We start from the raw sequence: 12657 nt of genomic DNA on the forward strand, positions 1-12657 counted from the left end.
GCTCCTTGCCGGTGGTGCTAAAAAGCGCATAGCGTAACAGAAAGATGAAATGCGCTTTATGGGATGCTTATGGGAGATCGCTAGAGGTACTTCAAAAAGGGCTATAAATCCTTGGATAGAAAGCAAGATCGAGAGAGTGAGGTTGTCGAAAGAAAAGGATATATAATCCGATGGCAATGCGCTCACATAACTTGAATGCGCACTCCAATATAACCACTCCCGGCCACGTCCGTACAAAGCGAATGCCACTGGCAATCGACACACGCCCGCCGGTTCAGCCCGGCACGAAAGGCGGCTCTTAACGATGCCAGTGTGGCGCTGTTCAGTGTCAAGGTATCCCCAACGGCGAGCGAGCGGCCCAGCGTTTCGCTGATATCCTCGAGCGCGGCGGTATCCCGCGCCACTACGCTGTCGTTCAGGCAGTGGGGCGGCTCACACGCGGGGGCCAGCAGCGGGGTGCAGATGTCATCCGGCCCCGCGACCAGCTCCACCGGCTCGCCGCAAGAAAGGCGCGCGGCGAGCCGGTCGTAATTGGTCACGAAGGAGGCGCTATACCCCTTGCCGACGTAGGTGAGCAGGCAAAGCAGGTGGTGGCCGCGTAACCTTATGGTCACATCTTGCCGCGCGGGCGGCTGGCGATCAGTTTGAGCGTAACGGCGGCCAGGGCGGATTTCAGCACGCTGCCTATCAGGAAAGGCACCACGCCTAACGCAAAGGCTTGTTCTATGCCAACGAGTTGTGCAAGCCAGGCGCCGCCCGCAGCCAAACAGAGCACGTGGGCCAGCATCATGCTTGTAAAGGCAAGCGCGGGACGCTGACCGCTCCAGCCACGCTGAGCGAGCCAACCGGTCAGCGCCGCACATAGCGGGAAGGCGAATAGATAGCCCGCCGTGGGTCCGGCGAAGGCGATCCAGCCGTTCGCGCCGCCCGCCAGTACCGGCCAGCCCATGGCAGCCTGGCCCAGCCACGCCAGCGTGGTCAGTGCGCCCAGGCGCCAGCCGTAGAGCGCCCCGATCAGCATTACCCCGAAGGTTTGCAGCGTGACCGGCACGGGCACCATGGGCACTTGCACGTAGGAGCACAGCGTTAGAAAAAGCGAACCCAGCACCACCGCCGTCATCTTCCAACTCATCGAGCGGTGGGCAAGGTTCAAGGGCATAGGCAGGGTAACGGCGCGAGACGTGTCATACATGGCGGAGGAAACCTTTTTAGTTTTTTGAGTTTACTGTATGACTCTACCGCTGCTGTAATCCTTCGTCCAGAGTTTTGGTTTACAGGTGTGTCATTGTTGAAGCCAACCGGGCTAGTTGGGGGCTGGCAAGGCTAGTGGCCTAACGTTCGTTCGTTTTTATACCCATGCTTTGAAATAGACGATATGTGTGCCCCTGGGGCACAGGGCTTAATTCGTACGGTCTCGCTCGTATCGTTCATCCGCATCTAACGGAGGTAGCCACTCTTCACGGCGAAGAGTCCAAAGCTCATACGTCGGCTGTAGCTGATTCGGAGCGTCGAGGGCGCCAAGGTGTATCTCGATCTCCTCTTCGCTGACCGAGAAGACCGATGAGCCGCACACCGGGCAGAAGTAGCGCCCCTGGTAGCTGTTCGGCTCCCCTTCGATCATGACAGCTTGCCTTGGGTAATCCGCCGCCGCGTAGAAAAGCGCGCCGTGGTGTTTGCGGCAATCCAGGCAGTGACAAATGCCAACGCTCAGCGGTTCGCCATGGGCTTTGAACCGTACCTTGCCGCACAGGCAGCCACCGGTTAGTTGCTTCATTTTTCACCTCTGCAAGACGTATGTACCCAAGGTAGGCGGCTCTTTCGAATGTGCTTTGTACAGTCGATTCGCAGCCTCTAGAAAGCGTACTCTTTGGTAAGCCTTCCTTTTGAGTACCCTCCAGGAAGACAAGCTGGAACTATAGTCTTGTGCGCTGTTATATGAGCCAACTATCAACCCTTTTCGGCTCACTATTTGAGCCGAATAGCCGCTGTAATCGGCTCATTGGCCAGGATGCTATTGATTCGATAAACACATCGCTATCGGCGGCGAGCGTCGTGTCCTTGTTCGCCTCCAATCCACTCAATTACTTGATCACCTCCTCCACCACTTTGCTATCCAGCGAGTCCGTCGAAAGCCCCAGTAACCGTGCGAAAGTGGCGCCCATGCTGTCCATGCGCGGCAGGGTCGGGGTACTGAGCCGGTCGGCATGGCGAATGCCGGCCCCCTGGAAAAAGGCAACGCCGAGATTGGAGGCGAACGCCGTGCGTGCAGTGGGGATCTGCGGGCCATGATTGGCGCCGGGGGAGGTCACTGGCGCGACGGTGTCGCCATGAGTGTTGCTCCCCCAAACGAACCCGGGAGCGTAGGCGAAGAGTACATCGCCCATGGCGTCGCCCCAGTAGCCCAGTGGGGCGGCGTCTTCACGCTTGACCGCCAGGGCCACGACGTTACGCTCGCCGCTCTCGGTATCGACATACCAGGTGGTCAGGGCCTTGAGAATGCGGGTTTTCACACGCTCGATGTCGTTTTCGGGTACCCGTTCTCGGTTGACGAAGATCTCCAGCCCACCGCGCTCATCCTTCAGAAACGCCTGGCTCTGGCTCGGGGCTGGGCGTCCATCGGTGCCGACTGTGCATAGATCGAACTCGGCCAGCCGCCTGTGAATATCGCAGAAATGGCTGTTGGGGACGTCGCCATGGTCGGAGGCCAGCACGAAAGTAGTGTTGGTGTCGCAGCCAGCGAGTGCCCGGCCTACGCCATCATCAAGGAGTCGATAGGAGTGTCGAATCACGTCAAGATAGCGCTCATGGTCGTCACGCTGGTAAAACGCTGATTCCGGATCACACTGCGCAAGGCTTGTGTGATGCGTCTCGTCGTTGAGTCGAAAAACGGTGGCGAAGAGTGAGAAGTCCTCTTCATGGAGGAGGGTCAATGCGCTGTCGATCAGCCATTCGAGCTGGTAGCGCCCCTCTTCAAAACTGGTATCGAAGTAGGGCGTGTCCGGATCCGCCGAGACGGCCCATTTGGAGATAAAGGGCCCGTGACGTTCGATCAGGCGACGCGCGACGCCTGGACGTCCGCTACTGCTTTCCGGTGCGGTCACCTGGGATTGAAGCAGGTCGATGTGGCCGGTGGCCGCATCCATACTGAGCAGCTTGAAGCGCACGGCGGCGGGTTTGCCCTCCAGTGCGAACTCGCCTTGCAGGGGCAGCCACTCGCTCCATTCGCCGACCCCCAGGTCAACTTCACTCTGAGCCGCCTGAAGACGAAGACGCTCGCCCTCGAACGTCATCTTGACCGCTATCGGCTCGTCACGATGCGCGGGAATGTGGGCAGTAAAGCCATCCCGTGTACGCGCGATGGGGTAACGGTTGTGCTTTTGGTGGTGGGCCAGCGTGCCCGTAGGGGGCCAGCCCAGCGTCTCTGTCGGGGCGGGCGAGTCCAGGCTCTCTGGTTGTGTCATGTGCAGGCAAGCGGGTGCCAGTTCCATCGGGGCCGGGCCCTTGGCGCTCCAAAAGGGCGCAAGGCAGAGATCGCGCTCGTCCGCGGGCACAACGCTTTCCGGAAAGTGAACCAGGGCTGCCCGCTTATCCGCACCTTGCATCAGCTCGAGAAGATGGCGAGTGCCCGTAGGAGGCTGGCGTTGGCCGACCCAGCTGGTACCGGGGGCTTGCCCGGTCAAAAGCGCCACGAAATTGGTGTCGCCCCAGGTCGAGATGTAGGGCAGAAGGCGGGTTGAGCCTCCTTCGTTGCGCAGGCGCTCAATATTGGGCAGCACGCCTTCATCGCAAAAGCGCTCGACGAGTTCGGGGATGAGGCCATCGACGCCGAGCAGCAGAATTTTATTGGCTTCGTTCATGGTAGGCTCCGGTATTTGCAGATCGAGATTTACGCGACGCGGTAACGTTCGATGACCGAGCGGTCGATCTCGATACCTAAACCGGCGCCTTCCGGCACGGCCACCAGCCCGTCGGCGTCCAGGCCAAACTCGCCACCGATAAGCTCCTGGCGGAAGGGGTGGGCTGATTGATCGTACTCGAGCATGGGCTCGTCCGGCGTGAGCGACAAAGGCTGGGGCGCCAAGGTCGCGATCAGTTGGACGGCCGCAGCAAGCCCGATGCCCGTACCCCAAACGTGGGGCATGACAGGTACGTGCCAGGCCTGGGCGAGCGAGGCAATCTTGCGACACTCGGTCAGCCCGCCGGCGGCGCCGATGTCGGGTTGAATGACGTCAAGCGCCCCGTCGCTGATCCAATCGCGATAACCCAGCCGCGTGTACTCGTTCTCGCCCGCGGCGATCCAGGTTTTGGATATCCCCTTGAGCTCGCGATAGCCGTGGCGGTTCTCCGGGCTCAGCGGCTCCTCGAACAGGTGCACCCGAGTCTCCTCGAGCTCCATGAGAATGCGCCGAGCCGCCGGTACGCTGTAGGCGCAGTTGGCGTCCATCATGAGCGCAATATCGTCACCCAGCGCTTCGCGTACCGCGCGCATGTCGCGAATGTCAGCCTCGATCCCAAAGCCGGTCTTGATCTTCATGGCGCGGTAGCCGTTGGCCTGATGGCGCAGTGCCTCCTCGACGACCTCATCGGGGTAGACGCCACCTTCGCGACGATAGAAACCGGTCGCATAGGGCCGAATTCGGTGGCGAAACGCGCCTCCCATCAAGCGGTGTACGGGCTGGCCCAGTGCCTTGCCGGTCAGATCCCAAAGCGCCACGTCGATGGCGGCAATGCCAAAAAGGGCGACCCCTTGCTGCCCGTAGGGCCGGGTATGATTGTACATTTCCTCCCACATTACTTCGCGGTCAAAGATCGAGCGGCCAACCACAAGCGGCTTGAGCGCGTGCTCGACCATGGCCTGAGCGACCTGAGGGGGTTGTAAACCGTGATTGACACACTCACCCCAGCCGACCAGACCGTCGTCGGTGGTAATCTCTACCAGCATGGCAGTGCGTTGATGTACCCACCCTTGGGAAAATGCGAATGGCTCGGCAAGCGGTGCTGCAAGCACATGGGTCTTGAGATCGGTCACGCGGGTCATAAGTCTCTCTCTAAATTCGAATTTTTGGAGCGGCGCCACTCGGTGATGCCCGAGTAAACGGTGCCGGCAATGAACAGGGCGATCATGACGAACAAAACGGTTGCGATGTGGCTATGCGTGAAAAAGGCAGTGAAATCGCCTCGCGAGACCAAAAGGCCCCGGCGCAAGGAGCTCTCGAGTTCCGGGCCGAGTACCATGCCAATCACCAGGGGCGCCAACGGATAGCCACCGCGGCGCAGGACATAGGCAACGAGCCCCGTAACGGCGGCCACCACGAGATCCAGCGGATTGCCACGTACCGAAACCGCACCAATAAAGCTGAACATGATGATGCCGCCCATCACGAAACCCTGCGGTAGCTTGAAGAGATAGCGGAAGAGCCCGATAGAGGGCTTGCTTAGAATCAACATCGCCACGTTGACGATGATCAGCACCACGAAAAGGGAGTAGACCGTCTGGGATTGATCCACCATCAGGCGAACGCCTGGCGTAATGCCATGGATGACCATTGCCCCCATCATCATTGCCGTTACCACGTCGCCGGGAATACCGAGCGCCAGCGTCGGAATGAAGGAGCTACCGGTCACGGCGTTGTTGGAAGACTCCGATGCGATGATGCCGTCTGGCTCGCCCTTGCCCAGGTTCTTGCGCCGCGGTGAAAGCTTCTGGGCGGCGGCGTAGCTAATAAAGGCGGCTGCCGCGGCGCCGGTGCCCGGTAGCGCCCCAATAAAACCGCCAATGAAAGAGCCGCGAATAAGTTCGACCATGCGGCGGCCGATGTCGCGAAGGTTAGGAAATTTGATCCGCGCTTCGGGAATGCTGGCCGCCTCGTCGTTACGAGCTGCAAAGCGGATAAACACTTCCGATAGGGCGAAGGCACCCACAACGACGGGAATCAGGGTCAGCCCCGAACTTAACGCATACTGACCGAAGGTGAAGCGATCTGCGCCGGTGATCGGGTCGCTCCCCACCATCGAAAACAGAAACCCCATCATGCCGCACAAAATGCCCTTGAGCGTACTGCCTTGAGAGACGCCGACGATGCAAAGCATGGCCAGGCACACCAACGCGAATACCTCGATGGAGCCGAAGTTGACCGCGAACTTTGCCAATTGCGGCGCCCCTAAAATCAGCAGGACGCAGGAGAGCACGCCCCCAAAGAACGATGCGAAGGTAGCCCATCCCAACGCCTCGCCCACTCGGCCCTGTTGGGTCATGGGGTAGCCGTCAAAGGTGGTGGCCGCCGCCTGGGGCGTGCCGGGGGTATTGATGAGAATCGCGGTAATCGATCCGCCATAGACAGAGCCACAATAGACGCCAATCAAAAGCGCCATACTGGTAATCACGTCCATGCCGAAAGTGAAAGGTAAAAAAATCGTCAGACCCACCACCGACCCAAGCCCTGGTAATCCACCGATAACGATGCCGGCCCAGGTGCCGATGATGATGGCGAGCAGCGCCTGCCAGGTAAATACATCACCTGCCGCCGCGAGAACAATATCCATCTAAAGCACCCCGCTGGTGAGCAGTGTCGGTAATCGGATCAAAAGCACATGGTGAAACAAGAACCAAAGCCCAACGCCCAGAACCAGCGTCCCCACCCCAAGCCATAGCGGCTTGCGAACGTTAAAGAGCCATAGGGTCAGTGCCACCAGGGGAAGAATTGGAATCAGAAAACCAAGACTCGCCGTCGCGATCGCCGCGACCAGCACCGCCGCCATCAACAGGGGCAGCGGTGAGGGCCGGACTCGCTGGATCGGTACTTTTTGAATCAGCTCCCCAATTAGCACGACCAGCGCAGCCGCGCACCATAGGATGAGCACGATTCGGGGCACGAGCATGGCATCGTTTGGCCCTTGCCAGGCGGGCACGGATAGACCGACGCCCGCCAGCAAAAGCGCCAAAGCAGTCAGCACGCGAGGATGAAGTAGCGTCGAAACCATACGTCCTCCGCAAGGAATCTATCAGTCAGTTAGGCCTGCATCCTGCAAGACTTGCTTGTTGATTTCGAAACGCTGAGCGACGAAATCTTTGAATTCGTCCGAACCTAGATAGGCGATGTTCGCACCGGCCCGATCGGCAAAGGCCGAGAACTCCTCAGACTCGACTGTCGCTTGGCAGGCTTCGGCAAACTGCTGTTTGCGCTCATCAGAAATACCTCTGGGCGCGACGATGCCCTGCCAGACAGCGAAATCGAGCTCCTCTATGCCAAGATCAGCAAAGGTCGGTACGTCTTCAAAGCCTTCGAGGGGCTCATTGGCGAAAACCGCCAGCGGTTTCAAATCGTAGTTCTCGAGAATGGTTTCGGTATCCGCCATGATCTGGATTTCGTTACCCGCCAGTGCGTTCATGGCCGGGCCCGAGCCGCTATAAGGCACGTGTTCCGCGGCGAGATCGCTTTTCACGGTCAGCGCCGCCATCGCCAGGTGCGGTAGGGTCCCCGGGCCCGAAGAGCCGTAGAGGAACGGATATTCCTGGGAGTCTTCGACTAACTGCTCGAAGGAGTCGATGCCGGAATCCTTGGATACCATCAAGAACATCGGATTCGAGACTGTGCGGCAGATATAAGTGAAGCTCTCGAGATCGTAGGGCAAGCTCTTGAGTGACGGCTGAATAGAAAGGGCGCCGGCCGGTTCATAACCGAGGATATTGGGATTACCTTCGCTGCCTGCTACCTCCGCAGTACCTACCGTGGCGCTCGCTCCGGCCACGTTGCGAATGATCGATGTAACGCCTAAGTGTCTGGAAAAAATAGGCTCGAAACTGCGCGCGACAATATCAGTGGCGCCGCCAGCGGCAAAAGGTACGACGATATCAAGATTATCGGCGAATGCCGTCTGAGTAACGCCGAGCATGGCGGTAACGGCAAGTGAGTAACGTAGTGGCTTCATCGTGAACTCCAGTATCGTAGCGCTGTGATCAGGGTGGCGACGGTACGTCGTCTATTCGTAAGAAACCGTTCTAATTCATACTAATTGTCTCGATTTCTATATTTTTGATGTTTTTGGATGGTCCTGAGCAACAGTAGATAAAATCGTAGCGCTACGATTTTAATCCATCAATAGATTATTATTGTTCTTTCGTCGTAAGTTCCGACTAAAGTCCTGGTCGCTTGCACCAATCAACGCCGCCACGTTCAGCCTTCAAATCGTTAAACTAGTAAGCCTGCTCGAAACGAAACGACGAAAGTTTCATGTGCTTATTGCTACGAAAATTATGAGCTCACAAGGCGCGCCAAATGGATTTCTCGCTGGATGGCTAATACGCGAATAGAAGGAGAGTAACGTGAAGAGACAACGCCGTGGGTCACAGCGGATTACCATGGGCGAGGTTGCTCGCCTGGCCGAGGTCTCGCCCAGTACGGTGTCGCTCTATCTGCGTCGGCCCGAGGAGGTTTCCTTGCACAGGGCAAAGACGATTCAATCGGCGATTGACCGGCTAGGCTATTTGCCTAACGTCATGGCGGGTGGTCTTGCTTCGTCGCGATCACGTGTTATTGGCGTGATCGTACCTACCGTGACGAATTCTTTTTTCTCCGAAACTCTGGAGACACTAGAGCGCCACCTGCGCGATGCTGGCTATCAGCTGCTGATCGGTAATTCTGAATTCGACGATGCACGGGAGGAAGAGCTGGTTCGCTCGATTTTGAGCTGGAACCCGGCCGGGTTGATCTTGACGGGATTCGGTCATACCCGCGGAACACTCGCGCTGCTCTCACGAAATGATACGCCCGTGGTCGAAATATGGGATTACGGTCGGCCAGGGCTTGATATGGTCGTGGGGTTTTCACACTACGCCTGCGGCAAGCTGATCGCCGAACATTTGCTGGCCCAGGGGCGGCTTAAAACCGCCTTCATTAGCACCAACTTTCAACGCGATGTACGCGCTCGCAGCCGCTACCAGGGCTTTCGAGAAACTCTCGAGGCCGCCGGTGGGGCGGTGACACTTCGCGAACTGAGCGGGCGTAGCCATGCTGAGGAGACTGGCCGGCTTACCCAAGAGTTGTTCAAAACGCACCCGGAAATCGAAGCAATCGCTTGCTCCAACGACATGGTCGCCCTTGGAGTACTGTTTGAATGCCAACGCCAAGGATTAGAGGTTCCCGAGCGCGTTGCGGTCGCAGGCTTTGGTAATCTCGATTTCACCACCAGCACAGTACCCCCGCTTACCACGATCGAACCGCCACGTTACGAGATTGGGCGGCGTACGGCTCACCTGCTTCTGGAGCGCCTGACTCGTGGAATTGGTGAGGATGAGAGGCGGCTCGATCTCGGGGTCAAGCTAGTGGCCCGGCAGAGTGCCTAGAGAATGCTTGTTCCAATCTCGTCGGTGAAGCGTATGCTCAGTGATAAGTTGCTGCAACCGGGAATAGCCAGTCTTTCCATGTCGAAGTGAGGTGCTCAGGGATTAAAATAATGATGGCGTTTGTTACCGACTACCCGGCCCCCGCCATCACCAATACCGTCGCCAACACAGACAACCCGATCCCCACCACCACTGCGCCGCTCACTGCCTCCCGACGCACCATCGATCCCAGCACTACAGGAATCAGGGGGTACATCGACACCACCACGATGCTGATCACCGCCAGTTGCCCTTCGCGGGAGAACGTATAGAGCGTAAGTCCCAGCGCGCTGATAACTCCGGCCAGCGTGGCCAGGAGGGGAAGGCGCGTCGGGGCCGGATGGGCACGCTGGTAAAACGGCAGCAAACAGGCCGCGCCGCTGAGCATGCATACCCCAATACCGTAAAGGGCGGCGGGTTCGGGAATCAGCCCCAGAAAATGCAGCTGCAGCGCAAAGCCGGCACCGGCGCCTAACCCTAAAAGCAGGCCCTGGCGAGAAAGCCGGTTGCTGGACCGGGCCAGCCGGCCGCCGGCCGTGAGCCAGATGGCAGGCAGGGCAATGATGAACCCCAGCCACACCCAACCGCCCGGCCGCTCGCCCAGAAACACCAGCGAGAGCGCCAGGGCCATGACCACCATGGAAACCGCGCTGACCGGCACGACCGTGGCAAACGGCGCGCAGGCCAGCCCCTTGTAAAGAAGCAGCGCCCCGATGGCGGAGCCGACACCCGCCAAGGTACCCCACCCCCAGGCGGCGGGCTCCCCGGTGGCGAAGAGCAGGGCAGTGATAACGCCGGCCAGGGCTCCGCCAACATGCGTATAAAAACCGATATTGAGCGGCGGATAAAACCTGGCGAGCAAGCCATTGATAAAGTGCGTGCTGCCCAGCAGCAGCATGGCGCAGAGCGCAAGGGCAATAGACATGAACACTTCCAGCTAAGATAAGAAGGGGGCAGCTTAAAAGGAGCGATTCGTGGCTGGAAATTCGATTGGCTCATACCCGTCATAAGGAGGTTTGATGAAACGAGGCGCCGATATTTCGATTGCGCAGTTACGCGCGCTCTTGGCGGTAGCCCAGGAGGGCTCTTATACGCGGGCGGCGGCGCGCCTGGGCGTCAGCCAGTCCGGGGTGAGTCATGCCATGCAGGCGCTGGAAGCGCTGGCGGGCGGCCCCTTGATCACGAGAACTCATCAGGGGCTGGGATTGACGGCGTTAGGGGAGCAGGTATTGCCCAGTGCCAGAAAGATCACGAACGAGCTTCAGGTATTGGGCCAGCACATCGATACGTTTCATGACCAGACAAGCACTGCGCTGAAGATCGGTGTTATTCCCAGTGCGTTGCACGGCTGGATGGCGCCGCTGCTGGCCCGGTTTTCTCAGCGCTACCCGCAGGCCATCGACCTGGTACTGGAAGGCATGGAAGAGGAGATCAAGACCTGGGTAGAGAGCGGCGTCATCGATATTGGTATTACCACCGACTTGACTCAGCTCAACCAGAGCTATTGGCAGGAGCATTTTGACTGGCAACGGTTGAAAAGCGATGAAATCCTGGCGGTAGTGCCCAGGCAGCATTCGCTTTGTGACCAGGCCAGTATCGCGTTGGAGCAGTTGGCCGAGTACCCGCTGATCATGTCGTCCGGCGGCTGCGAGGCGTTGATTCAGCACCTGTTTACTGGCTCTCAGGAAGAGGTCGACACGGTTCAGGTGGATTTCTGGGTGAGACACACACAAACGCTGCTGCAGATGGTGGCGGGCGGAGTCGGCGTGAGCCTGGTGCCCAGGCTTGCCTTGGCTGACCCGCCAGCGGTGCCGGTATCGACGCTGCCTCTAGCGCCGGCGCGCGAGCGAAACCTGATCGCCTTCTGGCCCAAGAGGCGGCCCTTGAACCCGGTCGGCCGACACTGGCTGGGGGAAATCACCGCCTCGCCAACTCCGCGGTCTTCGTCCCGATAAGCCGAATCGCTGGCGCGACACGACCTGGCCTCGAAACCCTGCTGGAAGTGAGCGTAAAGAAGGCTAATCTTTCTCCAACACAGCAATAAGGCAAAGCGGATGCTCAATGCGATAAAAAGACTCTGGTCGTCCGGCGTTGCGGGAAATCCGGTCAGGCTGCGCCGACAGATAGAGCTTTGCAATCAGGTCGGGCTGTTGGGGGCCATCGCGACCGTTCCTTATCAGCTGTTCTATTTCTTCTACGACTTTGTCCTTTATCGGGGCGTGTTTTTCTCCAATCTCATTTTCATGGTCGCTTATCTAGCAGTGCTGCAACTGAATAACCGGCAGTGGTATACCGCCGCGAAAAAGTTGCTGGTGGGCAACGTCTGCAGTCAGCTCTTTGTGGTGACTTTTTTTATCGGCTCCGAGGCCGGGGTACATCTCTTTTATTTTACGCTGGCGGCCGTACAGATCTTTCTTTATCAGCGCCTCCCCAAGCTCGTCTATATCGTCCTCATGGCCACGTCCGGTGCGCTGTATATCACCGTTCATTTCCTGTTTACCGCGGACAGGGTGATCACGCCGATCCCTTGGCCGTGGTCGAGCGTCATGTATGCCGGTAGCGTGGTGGGGGTGCTGACGCTATTGGGAGTTTTTCTTTATCTTTTTCGTCAACAGGTGGATCAGGCCGAGGATGAACTGACGTTGAGCAACCAATATCTGGAGGCGCTGAGCAACACCGACCCCTTGACCGGGTTGGCGAATCGGCGTGTGCTGGACAAGGCACTAGAGCGGGAGTGGTCACGGCTTTCACGCAGCGCGGGTGCCTTGGCGATCGTCATGTGCGATGTGGATCATTTCAAGCGTTTCAACGATCGTTACGGCCACGACGGGGGGGATCGATGCCTGCAGCAGATTGCCGCGGAGTTGAGAAGCATCCTCTCCCGCCCTTCCGATCTGGCGGTACGCTATGGTGGAGAAGAGTTCGCACTGGTACTCCCCGGCACCAACGAGCAGGGCGCCCGGCTTTTGGGGGAAAGAGTGCGTGAGGCGATCGAGGGACTGCACATTCCCAACGAAGGGGTAGACTCGGGAGCGCATGTAACCATTAGCGTGGGTGTTTCCAGCATCGATTCCTACAACGCCTACGTTCGCACCCAAGGGGCGGGCCACTTGGTGAAGCGCGCTGATCAGGCGCTCTACCAGGCGAAGGCGAACGGCCGTAACCGGATGGTTTTCTTGCCGTACTTGCGTGCTTGAATCCGCGCTGAGCAGTGAGGTTTTCTATAAACGTCAGCGAAGTGCTACGCAAAAGGGCCGCTCATCGATCCATGAGCG

General features: G+C 58.6%; 12 protein-coding genes. 3 read left to right on the forward strand and 9 right to left on the reverse strand.

Annotated elements, in window-relative coordinates; translation table 11 throughout:
- Window positions 1-182 precede the first annotated feature (182 nt).
- The 8 genes from ACWF8S_RS03450 to ACWF8S_RS03485 all read right to left on the reverse strand — a co-directional run bounded on the left by ACWF8S_RS03450 (window position 183) and on the right by ACWF8S_RS03485 (window position 7929).
- Window positions 183-614: a DUF1284 domain-containing protein gene (locus ACWF8S_RS03450; protein ID WP_447555436.1), complete on the reverse strand. Its 432-nt coding sequence runs from the start codon at window positions 612-614 to the stop codon at window positions 183-185.
- Window positions 611-1192 carry a biotin transporter BioY gene (locus ACWF8S_RS03455; protein WP_447555437.1) on the reverse strand — a complete coding sequence of 194 codons (582 nt, stop codon included), beginning with the start codon at window positions 1190-1192 and terminating at the stop codon, window positions 611-613. Before ACWF8S_RS03455 ends, ACWF8S_RS03450 begins: the two co-directional genes overlap by 4 nt.
- 207 nt (window positions 1193-1399) lie before the next feature.
- Window positions 1400-1774 carry a GFA family protein gene (locus tag ACWF8S_RS03460; RefSeq protein WP_447555438.1) on the reverse strand — a complete coding sequence of 125 codons (375 nt, stop codon included), beginning with the start codon at window positions 1772-1774 and terminating at the stop codon, window positions 1400-1402.
- Between the two features lie 307 nt (window positions 1775-2081).
- Window positions 2082-3857 carry an alkaline phosphatase family protein gene (locus tag ACWF8S_RS03465; protein ID WP_447555439.1) on the reverse strand — a complete coding sequence of 592 codons (1776 nt, stop codon included), beginning with the start codon at window positions 3855-3857 and terminating at the stop codon, window positions 2082-2084.
- Between the two features lie 29 nt (window positions 3858-3886).
- Window positions 3887-5038: a mandelate racemase/muconate lactonizing enzyme family protein gene (locus ACWF8S_RS03470; protein WP_447555440.1), complete on the reverse strand. Its 1152-nt coding sequence runs from the start codon at window positions 5036-5038 to the stop codon at window positions 3887-3889.
- Window positions 5035-6543, reverse strand: a complete 1509-nt coding sequence (locus ACWF8S_RS03475; RefSeq protein ID WP_447555441.1) for a tripartite tricarboxylate transporter permease — start codon at window positions 6541-6543, stop codon at window positions 5035-5037. The genes ACWF8S_RS03470 and ACWF8S_RS03475 overlap by 4 nt, the downstream gene beginning before the upstream one ends.
- On the reverse strand, window positions 6544-6981 hold the full coding sequence (locus ACWF8S_RS03480) for a tripartite tricarboxylate transporter TctB family protein (protein WP_447555442.1): 438 nt from the start codon (window positions 6979-6981) through the stop codon (window positions 6544-6546).
- A gap of 21 nt (window positions 6982-7002) precedes the next feature.
- A complete protein-coding gene (locus ACWF8S_RS03485; protein ID WP_447555443.1) occupies window positions 7003-7929 on the reverse strand; it encodes a Bug family tripartite tricarboxylate transporter substrate binding protein in 927 nt (308 codons plus the stop codon).
- A gap of 394 nt (window positions 7930-8323) precedes the next feature.
- Between ACWF8S_RS03485 and ACWF8S_RS03490 the strand changes: the two genes are divergently transcribed.
- Window positions 8324-9343, forward strand: coding sequence for a LacI family DNA-binding transcriptional regulator (locus ACWF8S_RS03490; RefSeq protein ID WP_447555444.1), 1020 nt, complete (start codon window positions 8324-8326; stop codon window positions 9341-9343).
- Between the two features lie 130 nt (window positions 9344-9473).
- Here the strand turns inward: ACWF8S_RS03490 and ACWF8S_RS03495 are convergent, their stop codons facing one another.
- On the reverse strand, window positions 9474-10307 hold the full coding sequence (locus ACWF8S_RS03495; protein WP_447555445.1) for an EamA family transporter: 834 nt from the start codon (window positions 10305-10307) through the stop codon (window positions 9474-9476).
- 94 nt (window positions 10308-10401) lie between these two features.
- On the opposite strand from ACWF8S_RS03495, the gene ACWF8S_RS03500 reads away from it, so the two are divergent.
- Window positions 10402-11337, forward strand: coding sequence for a LysR family transcriptional regulator (locus tag ACWF8S_RS03500; protein ID WP_447555446.1), 936 nt, complete (start codon window positions 10402-10404; stop codon window positions 11335-11337).
- 99 nt (window positions 11338-11436) lie between these two features.
- Window positions 11437-12579 carry a GGDEF domain-containing protein gene (locus ACWF8S_RS03505; RefSeq protein WP_447555447.1) on the forward strand — a complete coding sequence of 381 codons (1143 nt, stop codon included), beginning with the start codon at window positions 11437-11439 and terminating at the stop codon, window positions 12577-12579.
- Window positions 12580-12657: the final 78 nt, after the last annotated feature.

The sequence above is a fragment of the Vreelandella xerophytica genome, from assembly GCF_968048975.1.

Coding starts and splice junctions, on each gene's coding strand:
- ACWF8S_RS03455 (WP_447555437.1), bottom strand. CDS start 1,192: ATGTATGACACGTCTCGCGCCGTTACCCTGCCTATGCCCTTGAACCTT.
- ACWF8S_RS03460 (WP_447555438.1), bottom strand. CDS start 1,774: ATGAAGCAACTAACCGGTGGCTGCCTGTGCGGCAAGGTACGGTTCAAA.
- ACWF8S_RS03465 (WP_447555439.1), bottom strand. CDS start 3,857: ATGAACGAAGCCAATAAAATTCTGCTGCTCGGCGTCGATGGCCTCATC.
- ACWF8S_RS03470 (WP_447555440.1), bottom strand. CDS start 5,038: ATGACCCGCGTGACCGATCTCAAGACCCATGTGCTTGCAGCACCGCTT.
- ACWF8S_RS03475 (WP_447555441.1), bottom strand. CDS start 6,543: ATGGATATTGTTCTCGCGGCGGCAGGTGATGTATTTACCTGGCAGGCG.
- ACWF8S_RS03480 (WP_447555442.1), bottom strand. CDS start 6,981: ATGGTTTCGACGCTACTTCATCCTCGCGTGCTGACTGCTTTGGCGCTT.
- ACWF8S_RS03485 (WP_447555443.1), bottom strand. CDS start 7,929: ATGAAGCCACTACGTTACTCACTTGCCGTTACCGCCATGCTCGGCGTT.
- ACWF8S_RS03495 (WP_447555445.1), bottom strand. CDS start 10,307: ATGTCTATTGCCCTTGCGCTCTGCGCCATGCTGCTGCTGGGCAGCACG.
- ACWF8S_RS03500 (WP_447555446.1), top strand. CDS start 10,402: ATGAAACGAGGCGCCGATATTTCGATTGCGCAGTTACGCGCGCTCTTG.
- ACWF8S_RS03505 (WP_447555447.1), top strand. CDS start 11,437: ATGCTCAATGCGATAAAAAGACTCTGGTCGTCCGGCGTTGCGGGAAAT.